At 62.3% G+C, this 18352-nt stretch carries 10 protein-coding genes; all 10 read right to left on the bottom strand.

What is annotated here, in order from left to right; translation table 11 throughout:
- Window positions 1-111: 111 nt before the first annotated feature.
- On the bottom strand, window positions 112-5613 hold the full coding sequence (locus tag AB1451_10590) for a sigma 54-interacting transcriptional regulator (protein MEW6683352.1): 5502 nt from the start codon (window positions 5611-5613) through the stop codon (window positions 112-114).
- A 231-nt stretch (window positions 5614-5844) separates the two neighbouring features.
- Window positions 5845-6126 (bottom strand): zf-HC2 domain-containing protein, encoded by a 282-nt coding sequence (locus AB1451_10595; GenBank protein ID MEW6683353.1) that lies wholly within the window; start codon window positions 6124-6126, stop codon window positions 5845-5847.
- 292 nt (window positions 6127-6418) lie between these two features.
- The gene (locus tag AB1451_10600; protein MEW6683354.1) at window positions 6419-8680 is read right to left on the bottom strand and encodes a cytochrome c peroxidase; all 2262 of its coding nucleotides are present in this window, start codon (window positions 8678-8680) and stop codon (window positions 6419-6421) included.
- A gap of 266 nt (window positions 8681-8946) precedes the next feature.
- Window positions 8947-10068 carry an inorganic phosphate transporter gene (locus AB1451_10605; GenBank protein MEW6683355.1) on the bottom strand — a complete coding sequence of 374 codons (1122 nt, stop codon included), beginning with the start codon at window positions 10066-10068 and terminating at the stop codon, window positions 8947-8949.
- On the bottom strand, window positions 10068-12530 hold the full coding sequence (locus tag AB1451_10610; GenBank protein ID MEW6683356.1) for a methyltransferase domain-containing protein: 2463 nt from the start codon (window positions 12528-12530) through the stop codon (window positions 10068-10070). The genes AB1451_10605 and AB1451_10610 overlap by 1 nt, the downstream gene beginning before the upstream one ends.
- A 45-nt stretch (window positions 12531-12575) precedes the next feature.
- Entirely contained in the window at window positions 12576-13094 is a 519-nt protein-coding gene (locus AB1451_10615; GenBank protein MEW6683357.1) for a DUF417 family protein, read from the bottom strand.
- A gap of 31 nt (window positions 13095-13125) precedes the next feature.
- Complete coding sequence (locus AB1451_10620; GenBank protein ID MEW6683358.1) at window positions 13126-14082, bottom strand: VOC family protein; 957 nt, start codon at window positions 14080-14082, stop codon at window positions 13126-13128.
- A gap of 53 nt (window positions 14083-14135) precedes the next feature.
- Window positions 14136-15716 carry a GMC family oxidoreductase gene (locus tag AB1451_10625; GenBank protein ID MEW6683359.1) on the bottom strand — a complete coding sequence of 527 codons (1581 nt, stop codon included), beginning with the start codon at window positions 15714-15716 and terminating at the stop codon, window positions 14136-14138.
- Between the two features lie 18 nt (window positions 15717-15734).
- Complete coding sequence (locus tag AB1451_10630) at window positions 15735-17279, bottom strand: GMC family oxidoreductase (protein MEW6683360.1); 1545 nt, start codon at window positions 17277-17279, stop codon at window positions 15735-15737.
- A 25-nt stretch (window positions 17280-17304) separates the two neighbouring features.
- Entirely contained in the window at window positions 17305-18339 is a 1035-nt protein-coding gene (locus tag AB1451_10635; GenBank protein MEW6683361.1) for an SMP-30/gluconolactonase/LRE family protein, read from the bottom strand.
- Window positions 18340-18352 lie beyond the last annotated feature (13 nt).

An 18352-nucleotide genomic window follows, 5' to 3' on the forward strand; every position in this document is an offset into this window, starting at 1 on the left:
TTTCCTAAGTGCTCAATTTCAAAAGGAATGATAAATTTTTCGAGATTTCCTACTGAGGCTTGCACACTGATCGTGTCGAGATATCAACGCGACGTTGATATTTCGACAGCGTCATGGTGTCCGATTGATACCCAGCTTCTTCATTCTGGATAAGAGCGTTGTACGATTGATTCCCAGTAAGAGCGCAGCACCTTGAGGGCCGCCGATCATCCAGCGCGTCTTCTCCAGAGCCTTGAGGATATGCATCCGCTCCGCCTCATCGAGGGGTAGGACCTCCTCTTTTTTCTCCTGGACGACCGCCGCTACGTGAAGCTGATCGGTTTGGATAACTGGACCATCGCAGAGAATGACCGCCCGTTCTATGACATTAGCTAACTCCCGCACATTTCCCGGCCAGTGATAGCTGGTCAGGAGGCCCATCGCCTCTGCGCCGACACCGTCGATCCTCTTACCCATCCGCTGGGAAAACCGCCGCACGAACAACTCGATCAAGAGTGGTATGTCTTCGGCTCGCTCCCGGAGCGCCGGCAGATGGATGGGGAAAATATTGAGCCGATATAACAGGTCGGCGCGGAACGCTCCGTGCCGAACCTCTTGCTCCAGATCGCGATTGGTCGCCGCGATCACACGGACATCCGTGCGCAACGTCTGGGTCCCGCCTACGCGCTCAAACTCGTGTTCCTGTAAGACGCGGAGCAGCTTGGTCTGCATGTCGAGCGGCAACTCGCCGATTTCATCGAGGAAGATCGTCCCGCCGTCGGCCAGCTCGAATCGCCCCTTCCTTCTCGCCGTCGCGCCGGTAAACGCGCCTTTCTCGTGACCGAACAATTCGCTTTCGACGAGTCCTGCTGGGATTGTGCCGCAGTTCACCGTGACCAAAACGTGTTGTTTCCGCGCGCTCAGATTGTGAATCGCCCTCGCGATCAATTCTTTGCCGGTGCCGGTCTCGCCCGAGACCAGGACCGTGGTCTCGGTGTGCGCGACCCTCTCGACCCGCTGAAAAACTTCCTTCATCGCGAGGGACGCACCGACGATCTCCCCAAAATTGTGCTGGGTTCGGATCTCCTCCTGGAGGTACACCTTTTCGGCCTGAAGGCGATTCTTCAATTGCTCCACTTCCACGAGGGCGGCTCGGAGCCCTTCCTCGGCCCGCTTCCGCTCCGCGATCTCCGCTTTCATCCCGTCGTACAGTCGGGCATTCTCAAGGGAGACCGCGGCCTGGGATGAGAGCATCTGCATCACCCCGACGCGATCGGGCGTAAACGCATCGGCGGTCAGGTTGTTCTCGAGGTAGAGGATGCCGACCAGTCGGCCCTGGTTGATCACCGGCGTGCACAGGATCGAACGCGGTTTTCGCTCCGTGATGTACGGATCACCGGCATACCGCTGGTCGCTCACCGCATCGGCGAGCACGACGCTCTGCGAGGTCCTCTTCACGTAATTGACGACGCTTTTCGGAAGACTCTTCGCTGCACTCAAGGGGATGGCTTCATGCACCGTCATCTCGGGGGCATCGACCGCTCCCTCGGCGCGCACGAACAATTCGCCGTCGGACTCCACCATCAGACTGCCTCGCTCAGCCCCAGCATTCTCAATCGCGATGCGCATCAACTTCGCCAGCAGCTCCTCCAATTCGATCTCGCTGGACATGACCTGCGCAGCCTTCATCACACTGAAGAGGTCGAACGCACCGGCTTTGGTCTGGTCCATGGCCGGAACTCCGCCAACCGCTAATGGGCGGCTATTCGCCTCTCGGCCCAGCAAGTCAGGATACTTGTGCTCCAGTTCGGCGACCTTGGCAGCCGCGCCCCACTGCGCATAACAGGTTCGAGCGTCGTCCATGAACACGGCGGCGATCTTTCCCTGTCCGCGTCCCAGCCAGAACTTGGCGCAAAGTTCGCTCGCCAGCGCTCGATGCTGGAGCATGTTGGTCTCGCCGGCGTAACGAATGGCGTGCTCGTACCGGTCCAGCGCCGCAAGGTGCCGGCCGGCAATGCGCTCGATCTCCGCCGACAGCAACAGTGCCTGACAGAGAAAGTTCTCGGGACAGTTCTGCGCCAGGACCGCAAACGATGTCTGCGCCTTTTCCATCTCCTCGAAATAGGCCCTTCGCTCATCCTCTGTGGCATCAGCATAATTTGCGGCCAGGGTGAGACCAGTCCAGAAATCGAACATCACGGGCCAGATCGTTCCTGAAAGCCGATACACAATCCCGCGCGCGGTGCGGGCGGTTTCCAATGCCTTTCCATACTCCCCAAAGACATAAAAGAGATGTAGCTTGGCTACAGCATAAAACGTCGTAAAGAACGGATTGCCGCGGTAGGTCTCCGCGTATTCGTTCTCGTCAAATGCTTCGTGGGAAAGCGACAGCGGTGCCCTGGTCTCTCCCTGCAACGCCCGGACCCAACTCAGCATGAGCATCAGGGCATCGCCGAAGCTCACAATCTTCAACTTCTTGATCAGCGCCAGATTAGGCGTGTAATCGCGGACGAATTGCGCGAGGTCCTGGGTTGAAACGATCGCCGACCAGGTTTCCGTACTGGCGCCGTAGGCTGCATACAGGAAATCACCGCTCTCAAGCCCGCTCCGGCATGCCTCGCGCGCGTGGGGAATGCAGGTTTGGATCGGCTGCCGCCAGAGATTCACGTGCGCATGGAACTGCTGATGAATCTTTGCCCGCCGCCGGGAGTCGTTAAAGCGCTCATTCACGCGCAGGGCCAACCTGCCGAATTCGTAGGCGGATTCGTAGTCTCCACACACCGGCCCTACCGTAATGGCGTGCGTGACATAGCCGTATGCCGACTCTTCCAGGTTGCCGTGGAGCAACGACAGGCGCACCATCGTGGCGGAGATCAGACGGGCGAGGACTTCTTCTCCAATGATGTAAGCCGAGGACCACATGTCGGTGAGAATAGTCATCACCATCCGCGTCTCGGGATGGATCATGACCGGCAGGTCGATGAGCGATTCAATGCGGCGCTGGCCCAATAGCGACCGAATGGATTCGATCTCGCTTTCCAGCGCGGCTTGCTTGCCCTCCACAGAATCGGGAAAGGACACGCCAAAGAGGGCGAGGCTTTCGCAGGCGACGGCGAGAGCATCCGCATAGCGCGACATGTTTTCATACTGGACGCTGCGCAAGTTGTAGACCCTGGCCTTATCCAGACTGCTCCGCGCGCGCTGCAGAAGCGACTCGAACTGCTGCTCCACCTCGTCGAAATGGCCGCACAGATACAGGCATGCGGCGGCCTCGAGATGCAGAGCGAAGGCGAGATCGTAGCGGGACTCCCACTGCTCTGCACCGAGTAGGCTCAATCCCGCCTTGAGGTAATCCCGCGCCGCGACATAGGCGGTCGAGGATTTGGCCTTCCGTCCAGCGCTCAGATTGAGCCGGGCGAGCGCTACACGCTCCGTCTCTTCCGTGATCAAGCTTCTGCCGAGGTTCAAGTGGTGGACGACATCAAAGACCGTCTCATCGGTGTGTTCCGGATCAACGCGTTGCAACAGCAAGCGGCCCACCGTCAGATGAACGATCTGTTGCCGTTCCGCCGGGATCAGCGCATAGGCGGCTTGCTGCACGCGGTCGTGCAGGAAGGCGTAGGACCGCGGATCGTTATCGGTCTTCGATCCGCGGTCTGCTGTGGTCGAAAGGATCAGCCCTTGGTTGATCGCCTCTTTGAGATCATCAGCCACCGCTTCCTGCGATTGCTCGCTAACAATCGCGAGAGTGTCCTGGTCAAACTGATTCCCGATGCAGGCGGCGAGCGTCAACGCGCGTTGAGTCTTGTTGGAGAGCCGCTGAATTTTTCGCGTCATCAGATCAATAACGTTGTCCGTCATCGTCGCGCCGGCTATGTCGTCGATGCGATACGCCCAGCGGCCCTGCGCGTAATCGAATTCCAGGAATCCCTCCTGCTTGAGCGTCTTTAAAAACTGGATCACAAAAAACGGATTTCCGTCGGTCTTCTCAAAGACCAGAGCGGCGAGCGGCGCGGCCTCTGCAAGCTCGCCGTGCAGTGTGTCGCGGATGAAGAGCGTCAGGTCCGGGAGTTGTAGTGGCTCTAAAGTGACGCGGTGCAGTTCGACCCCCGCCGATTTGAGCGAGCTTAAGGTCCGCATCAGCGGATGGGCCGAATCCACCTCGTTGTCGCGGTAAGCGCCAATCAGGAACAGGTGTCGAACGTTCGGACTCGTGAGTAACAGCTGGAGCAGATTCAAGGTTGCCGGGTCCGCCCATTGTAAATCATCGAGAAAGACGACCAGAGGATGATCGTGTTGCGTGAACACCTGAAGAAAGCGCTGAAAGACGAGGTTAAAGCGGTTTTGCGATTCCACCGGCGGCAACTCCGCGACCGCAGGTTGCGGGCCGATCACCAACTCCACTTCGGGAATCACCGCAATGATGACCTGCCCGTTGGGGCCTAGGGCATGGATCAGCTTCTCCTTCCACCCCTGGATCTGCTCCTCGCTCTCGGTCAAGAGCTGCCGAACCAATTCCTGAAAGGCTTGAATGATGGCGCTGTAGGGAGTACTGCGTTTGAATTGGTCGAACTTGCCTGAGATGAAATACCCCCTCCGTTCCACGATAGGCTTATGCACTTCGTTGACGAGGGTCGACTTGCCGATACCCGAATACCCCGAAACCAACATCACCTGGGTTGTTCCTTGAGCGACTTGCTCGAACGCCGCCAGTAGGGTTTCTAACTCCCGTTCACGCCCGTAGAGCCTTTGAGGAATCAGAAATTGATCAGAGAAATCATACCGACCGGGCGTGAACCCGCCGATCGTCCCGGAGGCCTGCCACTGTGCCAAGCACGCTTCCAGATCAGCCTTGAGACCATAGGCGCTTTGGTATCTCTCCTCAGCAGTCTTTGCAAGCAGTTTCACCACGATACTCGAGACCGCTTGGGGCACATCGGGATTTAGCTCACAAGGCGGTGCCGGAATTTTGGCGATATGAAAATGAACCAATTCCAAAGGGTCCATCGAATCGAAGGGCAGTCTTCCGGTGAGCATTTCAAAAAAGGTGACGCCGAGGGAGTAAAAATCCGTACGGTAATCCACCGCCCGATTCATCCGGCCGGTCTGTTCCGGAGACAGATAGGCTAAGGTCCCTTCAAGTAGACTGGGATGGCTAATTTTGGGGGTCTCATGGAGAAGGAACGAGGAAATAGTAAAATCGACGAGTCTGACTTTATTGGTTTTAAGGTCAACGACGATATTGTTCGGATTAATATCATTATGAATAAAATTATTCTGATGAACTTCTGCTAAGGTCCCTGAAAGCTCAATGGCTATTTTTAGAAAGGAGACGAGGTCGATCCGTTGAGAGTCGATAAGGATCCGGAGGGGTTCGCCACCGATATCTTCGAGGATTAAAGCCAGTCGATTATGTTGTCTTTCAAGCCCATAGGCTTTAGGGATCCCATCGATCCGAAGATTCTGAAGTATTTCATACTCGCGCTTGAGAGCCGCAATATCCTTTTCAGCAGGCAAATCGGCTATCAGGGTTTTGATGAGAACCGTCGCTCGATCCCGATCCCGTTGCCCGCGAAATACCACCCACTTCCTACTCCTATGAATTTCTTCCAGGACTTTGTAGCCGGAAATCATCTTTATCTCTTCTAAAGCGGTTTGAGACTACCCGCCGACGTTGAGTACTCTCGTCGCCGTCCCGGGGTACGAGAGGGTCCAGGTTCTTCCTTCTGGACATTCGTCCGCGCCTTCAAGGAGAGCTACCGACCGTTTTCGGGGAGAATGACTGGCCATACGAGGCACACCCTGGAATATCCGCGGTGCATTTTCTGAAACGCTTTGAGTCGCGTAGGAGCAGGACAATAACTATCAATCCGACCGATGGCTCTTCCACGTTCGGAATCGCTGGAACAGCTCCTCACGAACCGCTGGAGGGATCGGTTGTTCGGGAAGCTTTCCCAACGTCTCGACGGTCTGTTTCATTTGCTTCAGGTACCGACGGCAGCCCAGGCACATTCCGAGATGCATCTGAAATCGCAACCACGTGATAAAGGGCATGTGTCCTTCGAGGTAATCGGTGACGGCCTCGGTGAACTCTTTGCAGGTGACTTTGCCCGCCATGTAGTCGATCACGCGATCTTTCAGCGTCACTGAATCCTCCGTCCTTGATCAGAATTTTAAAGCTGTGTCCGGCGTGGAACGACCCTCGGTGATGCTCATGGCCGTTGTCGGTTTTGAGGCACCCAGCATATCCGTGTTTTTTCCCGTCTGTCAATCATGCGAATTGAGACTGCGAATTGAGACGCGGGCTCATCACGACATCTCGTCTTCTAGCCTCATGAACCGCTCCGGAGGACGGAAGCCGATGGCCCGGGACTCCGCTCGAAAGTGGGAGCCCCGGGCCGCATGACGGGAACAGATCGATCGGTCGAATGTCTTGAACCTACGGGTTGCCTTGTCCCGAAAGGAGTTTGAGGCTGTAACTCACCGGCGGCGCGTGGCCGTGCCGCTTGAAACGCAGCGTTTCGACGATGCTCTGGCCGGGGAGCAGGACGCCATCGGGCAGGAACACGCGGAGATATGGATCGCCGGCGCTCGTGGTGCCGCTGACGTTCACCATGCGAATCTGGTCGGAAAGACCCTGGACCACGATGAGGAGGTGGGTATCGACGATCGACGTGCTGTTGTTGGTGATCTCATACCGGTCTCTCTGCCGCCGCTTACCTTTGCGGTCGGAGTCAATCAACTTCGCGTCCACCTGCGCGGTCACGTCCAGGAACTCGAGCCCCATGTCACGCCGCGACAGGGCATCGTCGTTGTCCGGCGGCCGGCCGCTGCCCGGCCGTCCGTCGACGGCGCCGAGCGCAGCGAGGTCGGGACGGTACACCGAGTAGGTCACGTCGCGCTCGTTCAACTTGATCGTGTCTGTCGTGGAGTTCGGATCGAAGTGCACGAACGCGGGATCGTAGAGGGCGTTCTCGATGAAGTTGGTGAGATCGTTCACTTGATCGTCGCTCAGGCCCAGGCCGCGCGGCGAGCCAGGTCCACGGGGGTGAGTGAACCGGTCCGTCAGCGTGTTCGCCGCGGCGGCCTGCGCGTTCTGCGGCATACCGGCGTTGAAGTACCGCACCACGTCCTTGACGCTCGTGAACGAGCCATTATGGAAAAAGAATTTGGCGTCCCTGAGTTGCCGTAGCGTCAGCGTGCGGAACTTGAAGGCGTCGCTGTCGCGGAACGTGATTTCGCGCCTGCCCTCATCGAGGTGGTTGGGATCATTCCTCGCCGCGCGATTTAGGGCCTGGAGCGGGTGGTCGTCGAGTCCGAGGTTGTAGAAGTTCTCCTCCACGAACTCACCGACGCCAGCCACGTCGGGGTCGTTCACCTGCTTGTTCAGCATGGGGCCGCTGTGGCAGGTGTAGCACCCGGCCCCACCCGCTTCCGCTTCCGTGAAGAAGAGTCTGGCGCCGCGCCGCTGCGCAGGCGTCAGCGCGCCGTTCTCTCCGGCCAGGAACCGATCCCAGGGCGTGTTTCGTGTGACGACCGTGCGCATGAAGGTGGCCGTCGCCCGGAAGATGGTGACGTTGTTGATGAGATTGTCACACGCGCCAGCAACAGGAGCAGATTCTGGAACGCACCCTGGCGCCATGGCGGCCTCCGCGGGAAACGCGTCGCGGAAGAGCTTCCGATACACGGGGATTTGCTCCAGCACGGCCGACTGGAAGCGCACCGGGCCGCGCAGAGGATCATTGTCCAGGAGCCGGTGAGCGTCGAGTAGCAGGAGAGCCACGTTCTCTTGCGCCGGATGCTGGAACGGATTGAGGCCACCGTGCGTCTGATCGGGCTCGCCTGCCAACCCCCCGAACAAGAGGCGGTTGTTGAAGGCGGCTCCGATGATGCTCAGCGGATTTCGCGCCACGCTGTCCAGGGCATCAAGTCGACCGGTAGCCAGCAGCTGAACCGCGGCTGGTCGGGTATCTGTCGTATCATCCGGATACGTATCTTCCGGCAGAGGGCGGCGACCCCGGGCTGGTGTGTTCACTTCGATCGTGCCGTCCGCGAGCGAGTAGATGTCTGTCAGCGTGGGCAGCGCGTCCACCAGCGCGTCTCCCGGGAAGAGCGGGGTCTGCCGCAAGATCGGCAGGTCCGCAAGCGGCCGCCGACGCGCAATGAAGTTCCCGTCCACATCCGTGTAGCCTCGCCCTTCCCCGCCCGAGGCGAAGTTGAGGCGCGTGCCGGACTTCGATGCCGCCTCACCGAGATGACAGGTTCCGCAGGACGTGGTTCCGCGGTGTTCGAGTATGCCACCGAATTCCGGGATAATCCTGGTCGCTCGTGCCGGCTCGTGGAATAGCAGTTTCCCGAGGTAGCGCTTGGCCTCGGTGGTCTGGAAGACCGGGTCGGGGCTTCCATCGGAAAGTCGTGGCTGCGGAAGATCGGAATCGTTCGCTGGAACCATCAACTTCTCAATCCCGCCCACCTGCTGGTCAATGAACTGGCGCAATTGGGTGGGGCTGTGGGTCGGGCTGTTTTCCTCAGCCGCGGCGACTCCGCCGGAAAGCACGCCCACGGCCAGAGCCGCGGATACCGCCATCGCCGCGCGGAAGGGCCCGCCGCGAGGCGCAGGCGGGTGTTGCATGGTTCGGCGGACCGGGGCGCCATGCGGCGTGCCTGGCTCCACAACCTGAGTGTTCGCTTCATTCTTCATGTTCGTATGCCTCCGCTGGTCCAAGTGGATGCGCGGCCACCCGGAGGGACGCGCCAGAGGTCCGGGAACAGTCCCCTCTGCCTGTTTCGGCGACCATGAACGAAACAAGATACCGAGTTGTCAACAACTGGGATCGCGATTTCCCAGTCGGTCTTGCCATCGTTTGAGCCAGCGCAACGCCTCGCGCTCGCGACGCGAGACGGCCTCTGCCTCACCTTCTAAGAAACGAGTCCATTGTCCCCTCCCATCTTCAGACGATCGGGCGGTCACCTGAGCACGGTAAAGGCCGTCCAGGCCAGCGCCGCCGCGACCGGCAGCGTGGTGACCCACGCCAAGGCGATCGAGCCGATGGCCTTCCAACGAGCCTGCCCTGTGACTGCGCCGATCCCGAACAAGGCGCCGCACGAGACGTGCGTGGTTGAGACCGGCAGTCCCCACCGCGAGGCCCAGATCACTAGAAAGGCCGTGGCCAGGTTGGCCGTGAACCCCTGGCCGTGGTTCATCGCGGTGATCTTGTGGCTCATGGTCTCCGCGACCCGCCGGGCGCTGATGAGGCCGCCCACGGCCATCGCGACCGTCACGAGCGACGCCGCGAGCGGCACGTGCAGCGCCTGCGCCGTGACCAGGAGCGCCACGACCTTGGGTGTGTCGTTCAAGCCCCGCGCAAAGCACACCGCCCCCGCGCTCAGGTAGTGCAGCCGATCCAGGATGGTCTGGAGGCTCACCCCCGCCATGTGGCCGGCATACCGCTGAAAGCACTCTTGGGGATTGGCCATGGTGACCGAGGGCAGGGTGCCAGCGACCGACGCGGCGAGGGATCCCCCACGCGGCTCAACGGCCACCACGTGGACCTCTTCCCCCACGCACACGCAGGTCTCGCGTGCAAAGCCCAGGGCCTTCCGGGACGCGTGAAGGAGCGGATAGGCGAGGGCGGTGAGCGCGATCGCGGCGAGCGGGGCCATCACCAACGGCGCCACGAAGGCGGTGCCCAGCGACCCCACGTTCACGCCTCCGAGGCCGCGCGCGGCGAGCCCCGCGCCGACCAACCCGCCGACGAGCGCGTGGGTAGTGGAGATCGGAAAGCCCAAGCGCGTGGCCAGAAACACCGTGGTGGCGGCGGCCAACGCGACCGCGGACGCGAAGCCCGAATCGGCAAGCACCGCGTCGGGCACCAGCCCTTTGCCCGAGAACTTGGCGACCAACCCCGCCCCGACCACGATCGACGCCAGCGAGCCGGCAAACGTCGTCGCGGTCGCCCACCGCAGCGCGCCCGTGTACTCGCTCGCGCCCGAGCCGAACAGCGTGGCCACGCCCTTGAAGTTGTCGTTGGCCCCGTTGGCATAGGCCAGCCAGAGCACGATCGTGCCGATCAAGAGGACAGTCGTCATCAGCAGCACCCCAAGTTGGGATCGCAGCCGCCGGCAGCAGGGTCGATCTCTCCTGTCACGCCCGTCACCGTGAACAGTCCGGCGTACGGCAGGTGGGAGAGCTTCGCAGCCGTGTCGGTGCACACCTCGATGGCCACGTTGCGCGGGAACCAGTGTCCCTCTTCGTCGCTGATGCCTTTGAACGGCCCCAGGTAGGTGGCGGTCTGGCCGACGTAGAGGCAGCCCGCGGTCTTCTCGAACTTGTAGCCCCGCACGGTCACCGACGAGAAGCGGTAGCCCTCCACCTCTTTCCAAAACGTCTTCTTCAAAACCTGCAGGCCGTAAAACCCTGCCCGTTCCAGGTACGCGAGGAACTCCTCTTCGGTCAGCGCGCCGCTGATGCACTCGCCCCAGAGGCGCGGGTCCTTGCGCTGGTGCGGCGGGATTTCCTGATCCGCCACGATGTCGGCGATGACGATGCGGCCGTGGTCCTTCAGCACCCGCCACATTTCCGCGAACACGCGCGGTTTGTCGGGCGAGAGGTTGATCACGCAGTTGGACGTGACCAGGTCAACGGACTGGGTCTCGGCCGGGATCTGTTCGAGAAATCCTTCGCGAAACGCGACCACATCGTAGCCCAGCGCGTCGGCGACCCGCGTCTGCGCGTCGCGCGCCACCGCGAGCATCTGTGGCGTCATGTCCACACCGATGGCTCGACCCGTGGGGCCGACCTTCTTGGCGGCGATGAACACGTCGATGCCCGCCCCGCTGCCCAGATCCAGCGTGGTCTCGCCTGGTTGGATCCCGGCCGTGCCTACGGGCGAGCCGCAGCCGTAGAAGCGCTCGACGACCTCCGTGGGGATGTGGGCGAGGTCGTCGGGGTTGGGTTGCACGGGGCAGCACAGTTCTTCCTGCGGCGTCTCGGCGGCGTTGCCGTAGAACGCGCGCACGACCTTGCGGGGGGCGTCCAGGTCGAACGTCAGCACGCACTCGGATCGGCTGGTCAGCACTTCGCCCGGCGTCTCGTCGGTCGCGCAGGTGACCGCGGCCTCGCCCATGCCGGTGTAGACGATGGGCGCGGAGAACCCCGACTTGCGGTTGGTCACGAGGGCCTTTCGTCCTTCGGTCAGATCCTGCAAGGCGTCGGCGATCATGGCCTGGTGCAACTCGCAGTAGGGGTCGTGCGCCGCGATCGAGCCGCCGTAGCAGTAGGCGTGTTCGATGTCGCCCCCGCCGCAGAGAAACTTGAGTGGACAGGTCTTGCAGATCGCCTTGTCCTCCACGGTCGCGGATGCGAATGCACGCGCCACGTCGCTCCCCATCCAGATGTCCTGCAGCGATCGCTCGAGGATCGACCCGCACGCCAGCTCCGGCACGTTGGCCAGGGCGGCCGAGGGATAGACCTGACCGTCCGCGTACACGCACAGGCTGGAGACCCCGGCGCTGGCCAGGTCGCGCTTGGTGCCCGCCGGATAGCGCAGTCGGGCCTTCACCGCCTCGTGGTTATCCACTACGACGCCGAGCGATCGCCCCACCTCGCGGCAGCGCCGCACCACCTCGATCACCCGGTCCACCGCGGGCGTGCGATCCACGCCCTGCGCATCCGCACGCCCGCGCTTGTGCAGCCAGAGCAAGTGGTGCGTGGTCCCGCCCAGTCGGGAAACCAGGCGGGTGACCTCGGGAAGATCGTCCGCATTGGCCTCGGTGATCACGGTGCTGACCGTGACCGAGAGCCCAGCGCCGAGTGCTGTTCGGATGCCGTCCACGATGCGATGGAAGCTGCCCTTGCCCCGGATGGGGTCGTTGGTCTCGGGCGTGGAGCCGTCCAGGCTGATCTGGATTTTGAGCCGTGCGGGATCGCGCTGGCGAAGCGCCTCGATCCGACTCGGGGTCAACAGGATGCCGTTCGTGAGGATGGCCAATTCGGCTTTCGGGTCCTCCAGCACGGCGTCGATCAGATCGAAGAGGTCTTTCCTCAGAAACGGCTCGCCTCCGGTGAAGAAGAAGCGGCGAACGCCGAGCGCCCGGGCGTCGGCGAGCGCGCGCAGGAGCACGTCGGTGGGCAGGCCCTTGTCCCCGTCCGGGCCGGACGACACGAGGCAGTGGCTGCACGCGAGGTTGCACGAGTTGTTGGTGTGCAGCCACAGTTCGCTCAGGTGGCGCGGTCCCAGGTGCGACGCGCGGCCGCGGTAGGGCGCTCGCACGATCGGCCGTTCGGCTAGCATCCCGCGTCGGATCGCGTCGCGCGCGAACGTGTCCACGTGCTGCCACGCCGCGATCAGGTCATGCTTGTGTTCGGCGGCGTAGGCGCGGACCACCTGGCCGAACGTCCGTACGCCGTCGAAGAGCTCCAGAATCCGCCGGCCGCGCTCGTCGGTCCCGATCCAGTTCGGCCCCGCTGGGTCGAGCAGGACGGTCAGGTCGTCGAGCGTCAGCGTTTCCCTGGTCGGCGCGTGCAGCACCGTGTCGTGGATCACGATCATTCGTCACTCCTTTGTCGTGGTGAGTCTGGGCCCAGCCTCCGCTCGCTAACATCGCTCGCAACGCCGGCTATCCATGGCCTCTCCCCACGACCACACGGCTGCGCCCAGCAGCACCAGGTCCTTCAGCAGGAATTGACCGGGGGCCACCGACAGGGCCGGAAACCCGCCCAAGCTCGCTTCCCACACGGGGGGTGTCGAGACCATAAAGCTCAGGGTGGTGAGAAACAGTCCTGCGGCTAGCGCGCTCCCGATCGCCGCGACCGTGGCCGAGATCGGTCGCACCGCGATCATCACACCGATCGCAACCTCCACGACCCCGATCCAGTTGGACAGCGCCTGCACGCTGAAGAATTGGTACGTCCAGGCCAGCAACGGACTGTTCGCCACCAGCGGCTGGATGGCGGCGGCTTCGTACGCGGTGAATTTCATCGCTCCGATCCATACGAACACCGCGACCAGCCCGTACCGCGTCAACCAGGCTCCCAGCGCGGTCAACTTCCCGGTCATCTCCATTCGGCCTTCCATCATGTCCGTTCGTGTTGCGGCGGTGGATGCGCTTATCATGGCGTTGTCCTCCTGTTTGTCGTGATCGTGCCTACGGCTGGACGAGTACCACGGCGTGGCCGTCCGGATCCCGGACCAGCACCCCCTTGGAAAATCCCACCGCACCGTCCGATACCGTGACCACCCCCGGCGACACGAACGCGGACTTCCCGCCGCGCAGACGGCCCGCAGCAGCATCCGCGTCTCGCGTCGCGATTTGTATCTGCCAGTGCGCGAGGTCATTTGCCCGGGCGTCCGCGGGTATCGGGCGCCCGTCCCGTGGGGCGAGGTACTCGAGAAACTCGATCCCCGGACCCGTGGCCGCCCGCAGCGCCGTGATCCGCAGCCTCGCGCCGAAGACATTGTTGAGGTGTTCTTGCTCGGTCCCGTAGTTCTCGCTCTCCCCGACCACCCGCATCCCCAAGGCGTCGCGATAGAACGCCAGACTGCGCTCGGTGTCGGCCACCACGATCGCGGTGTGGTCGATGCCGAGGAACAACTTCTCGCTGGGACGATGCCACTTCGGATCGCCTTTCCCCGCGGGGAAGTGGAGGATCTCCAGGTGGTGACCGTCGGGGTCCTTGAAATAAAAGGCCTGAATGCCACCCGCGTTCTTGTTCCAGTCCGGCAGCCGTTGCGGACCGGAGGAAGCGTGTTGGATGCGGTGCTCGCGGAGTCGCCGATAGGCTCGATCCATATCGCTGACAATGATCGCGACGTGCTGGAACCAGCGGTCGTTGCTGCGGGAGTCCGCCGGAATCGGCCGGCCCTTGGGCGCGAGGTACTCGGTCAGCTCGATGGATTCGTCGCCCAGTTTCATGCGCACGACTCTCATGCGCAGCCCGAACACGCCCTGCAGGCGCTCGTACGCCTCGCCCGTGACCTCCACGTCCGAGATTTTCTCGAAGGACAGGACGTCGGAGTAGAACGCAATCGAGCGATCCATCTCCGCGACCGTCATTCCAACGGCGGCCACGGATTCGACGATCCCCTCTCCGCGCGCCGCCATGCCGGGCGCGAGGATGAGGATCAACCAGAATGCGGCGACGAGCGTGATCCGCCTCACGAAGCCCTCGCGGTCCATGCCTCGACGCGCGCGCCCAGCCGTTCGAGGATGTGGTCTCCGACTCGCAACGCGTTCGCGATGATGGTTAACGACGGGTTCACCGCGGTACTGGATACGAAAAAGCTCGCGTCCACCACGTAGAGGTTGTCGAGATCATGCGTCTTGCAGTTCACGTCCAGCGCCGACGTCATGGGGTCGTGGCCGAAGCGGATGGTGCCGCACTGATGCGCGGTCCCGGCCAGCGGGATCTTTTTGCCCAGGTAGATATTCGACCCCAGCCGGCCACGTTTGCGGCCGATCGCGTCGAGCGCGCTCTTAAGCTTGGCGACGAGCCGCCGATGTCCCTCCAGGTTGTTTTGGGTGTAGTGGAGATGGATGTCACCGTTTGAGGCAACGAGCACGCGATTGTCAGGGTCCGGCAAGTCCTCGGACGTGAGCCAGAAATCCAGCGAATGCGTGGCCATGCCGTCCAGGACCCAGCGCGGCGTCCACGTGGGCGCGTCGCCTTTGAGCATCTCGAGGTCGGTCTTCCCCAGCATCTGGATATGCCCCAAAGGAAAGTCCCAATCATCCGCGCTGAAGTAAAAGTCGTTGAGGGCGAGCGTCTTTTGGAAGGTCGTGGGATTGCGTCGCGTGGAGAGCGCCAAGAGCGCCGAGTTGTTGTGGCACATGTAGTGGCGTCCGACCACACCCGACCGATTCGCCAGGCCGTTCGGGTGCTGGTCGTTCGCGGACTGGAGCAGCAGCGCGGCGGAGTTGACGGCCCCGCACGACACCACAACCAGATCAGCGGAGTAGGTCTCGGGCATCCCTCCCCGTCTGACGTGGACCGCGGTGATTTCGCGTCCCGAATAACTGGTCGCGAGACGCGACACGTACGCGTCGGTCAGCAGGGTGACGTTGGGATACGCGAGCGCCGGCTGCACGCACGTGGTATGGGCATCGGCCTTGGCCTCGACGAGGCACGGGAAGCCGTCGCAGGTGGCGCAGCGGATGCACGGGCTGTGGTGCCGCTGGGCCTCATTGAGCCGGATGCCGAGCGGTAGCGGAAACGGAGTGTGCCCGATCCCACGCAGGTCGTCGCACAGCTCTTGAATGCGAGGCTCGTGGCTGACCGGCGGGTGGCGGTAGGGCGCGCTGGCCGGACCCTCGGTGGGGTCGATCCCGCGTTGCCCGTGCACGTGGTAGAGATATTCCGCCTGGGTGTAATAGGGCTCCAGGTCTTGGTATCGAATCGGCCACGCCGGAGAGATCCCGCCGTGGTGTTTGACCTCTTCGAAATCTTCGCGGCGAAATCGCAGCAGCGCCGCGCCGTACACCTTCGTGTTCCCGCCCACGTAATAGTGAATGCCGGGGTGGAAGCTTTTCCCCTGCTTGTCGTACCACGTTGTCTTCGCTCGGTACTTCGAGTCGGCGAAGACGGCGCGCGAATCCCAATTGGCTGTCTCCCGCGGGAGATAGCTCCCTCGCTCCAGCACCAAGATCCGCTTGCCGGACGGCGCCAGGTGAAAGGCCAGCGTCCCGCCCCCGGCTCCGGTGCCGATGATGATGACGTCAAAATGTGTGTCGTTGGCCACGAGTCCCTCGCAACGGCGTTACTTCATCCGCTCCACCAGATGGTCGCCCACCCTCAGCGCGTTGGCCAACAAGGTATGCGTCGGGTTCAGCGCGGCGCTGGAGGGGTAGAAACTCGAATCCACGACGTAGAGGTTGTCCACGTCGTGGGCGCGGCAGTTGATATCCAACACCGAGGTGGCCGGGTCGGTGCCGAAGCGGACCGTCCCGCACTGGTGGGCCACGCCCTGGATACCGACCTTCACGCTCCGATAGAGGTTGCTCCGCAGAATGTGATCGCACATCTCCAGGCTCCGGAGAACTTCGATCCACCGCATCTGCAGCCGGTCGAATGACGCGCGGTTGTTCTCGGTGTAGCTGATCTTGACAGTGTTCCGCTCCCACGTGACCCGGTTATTGGGGTCGGGCACATCTTCAGTCATGAACCACCAATCGGTGGAGTTGGCGGCCATTTCATCGAAGGTCATGCCCGGCAGCGGCTCCTTGAACATATCCGCGAGCATCTCCGGCAGGATCTGCCCGGTGCTCTGGATATTGCCCATCGGGTAGCGGTAGCCCTTCTCGCCCCAGTAGAAATCGTTCAAACCCACGGTCTTCTCGAACACCGTGGGATTGCCTTTGCTGGAGACGACGACCATGGCGCCGAGCAGGTGATACATGTAGTTCCGTCCGACTTGATCGGAGCGATTCGCCAAGCCGCGCGGATGTTTCTCGTTCGCGCTCCGCAAGAGCAGCGCCGCGGAGTTGATCGCCCCGCACGAGACGACCACGAGATCCCCTTTGAAGATCGTGGTCGCGCCGTTGATCTCGGTCTCGACCCCCGTGACCTCTCGCCCGGAGGAACTGGTGAGCAGCCGCTGGACCCTGGCTTCGGTGAGCAACGTCACGTTCCGGTGTGCAATGGCCGGGCGCGCGCCGTTCGACTCCGCGTCGGCCTTCGCTCCCAGGAGACACGGGAACCCGTCGCAGGTCTCGCAGCGGATGCACTCGCTCAGAAACCGTCGATCCTCGTTCATCCGAATGGCGGTGGGCAGGTGAAACGGATGAAGCCCCCTGGCCTTGAGGCCGTCGACCAACGCCTGCATCGGCGGCTCGTGGCTGATGGGCGGATAGGGGTACTCCCGGCTCATCGGCGGCGCGGTGTGATCCTCTCCGCGCAGACCGTGGCAGTCGTACATCTGCTCGATCTTGGTGTAGTACGGTTCGAAATCTCGGTACTTGAGCGGCCATTCCGGGGAGATCCCGTCCGGGTGTTCGACCCGTTCGAAATCGCGTTCGCGGAAACGAAACAGCGCCGCGCCCCAGAACTTGGTGTTCCCGCCCACGTTGTAGTGCGCATTGGAGCGGACCGGTTTGTCGTCCTTGTCCAACCAGACCTCATTGGTTTGGTAGCAGCCCTTCACCGCGACCTCGTTGACGTCCCAATTGCGCTTTTCACGCGGAAGCCAGGGTCCGCGTTCCAGGATGAGGATCTTTTTCCCGCTGGGCGCCAGGTACCTCGCCAGCGTAGCGCCCCCCGCGCCGGCGCCGATGATGATGAGATCGAACCGGTTCTCAGATATCATGACGTCCTCCCACGACCACGCGCTGCTAGAATCCACTGCCAGTTGTGCTCAGCCGAATCCGGTAAATGGCCGAACCTCCCGTGACGTAGAGGACCGACCCGTCGTCGCCCCAGGTCAGGTTCGATGTGGCCAGCCCGGTTTCGATGCTGCCCAGGTGGGTGCCATCGGGCGCAAACACGCTGATGCCGCCGGGACGCGCGCCAAAGACGTGGCCGCTGCGGTCCACCTTCACGCCGTCGGGACCAAAAAACGGCGGTTTCTTCCACCGGGCGGCGTCGAAGAACACGCGCCCGTTCTCCACGGTGCCATCGGCCCGAAGGTCATACGCTCGCCACGCCGCGCGATCCGGATCAACGTCCGTGACGTAGAGCGTGCGTTCGTCCGGCGAGAGCGCGATGCCGTTGGGCGCCTTGAGGTCTTTGATCAGCAGGGCGAGGGTCCCATTGCGGGATAACCGGTACACACCCTGGAACGGGAGCTCTTTCCCCGGATCGTCGAAGGCCTTGGGCAACCCAAAGGGGGGATCGGTGAAGTAGAGATCTCCGTTCGACGCGAACACCAGGTCGTTGGGACTATTGAGTCGCCTGCCCTCGAAGCGATCGACGAGGACCGTGCGGCGACCGTCCGGTTCAAGCCGCGCGATGCGTCGGTCGCCGTGCTCGCAGAGCACCAACCGCCCCTGGGAATCCAGCGTGAGGCCGTTGGAACCGGGTTCCTTGCCCCGGAATGGTCGGGGACCCGCGTAGCCGCTGGGCGTCAGAAATACACTGATCCCATCCCCTTCCTTCCATTTGAGGACGGCGTTCGCGGGAATATCCGAGAACAACAGATACCGCCCGCTCCGCTGCCAGATCGGTCCCTCGACCCAGGTGAATCCGTCGGCCAGCTTTTCCAATGTCGCGCCGGGTGGCACGAGCTGGTCGAACCGCGGATCAAGCCGCACGAGTTTCGCGAGACCGGACGGCGCGCTCGGGGCTTCGATCGCCCACCCCACACTGAGGGAAAGAGCCGCCGCCAGACCCACTGCCCCCTGTATCAGAAAGGCCCATCGCCGCTGCATCGCTGGCCCGCCT

It is taken from the genome of Nitrospirota bacterium (assembly GCA_040757335.1).
In the GTDB taxonomy this organism is placed as follows: Bacteria; Nitrospirota; Nitrospiria; order 2-01-FULL-66-17; family 2-01-FULL-66-17; genus JBFLXB01.

Coding starts and splice junctions, on each gene's coding strand:
- AB1451_10600 (MEW6683354.1), bottom strand. CDS start 8,680: ATGAAGAATGAAGCGAACACTCAGGTTGTGGAGCCAGGCACGCCGCAT.
- AB1451_10605 (MEW6683355.1), bottom strand. CDS start 10,068: ATGACGACTGTCCTCTTGATCGGCACGATCGTGCTCTGGCTGGCCTAT.
- AB1451_10615 (MEW6683357.1), bottom strand. CDS start 13,094: ATGATAAGCGCATCCACCGCCGCAACACGAACGGACATGATGGAAGGC.
- AB1451_10635 (MEW6683361.1), bottom strand. CDS start 18,339: ATGCAGCGGCGATGGGCCTTTCTGATACAGGGGGCAGTGGGTCTGGCG.
- AB1451_10620 (MEW6683358.1), bottom strand. CDS start 14,082: ATGGCGGCGCGCGGAGAGGGGATCGTCGAATCCGTGGCCGCCGTTGGA.
- AB1451_10630 (MEW6683360.1), bottom strand. CDS start 17,279: ATGATATCTGAGAACCGGTTCGATCTCATCATCATCGGCGCCGGCGCG.
- AB1451_10590 (MEW6683352.1), bottom strand. CDS start 5,613: ATGATTTCCGGCTACAAAGTCCTGGAAGAAATTCATAGGAGTAGGAAG.
- AB1451_10610 (MEW6683356.1), bottom strand. CDS start 12,530: ATGATCGTGATCCACGACACGGTGCTGCACGCGCCGACCAGGGAAACG.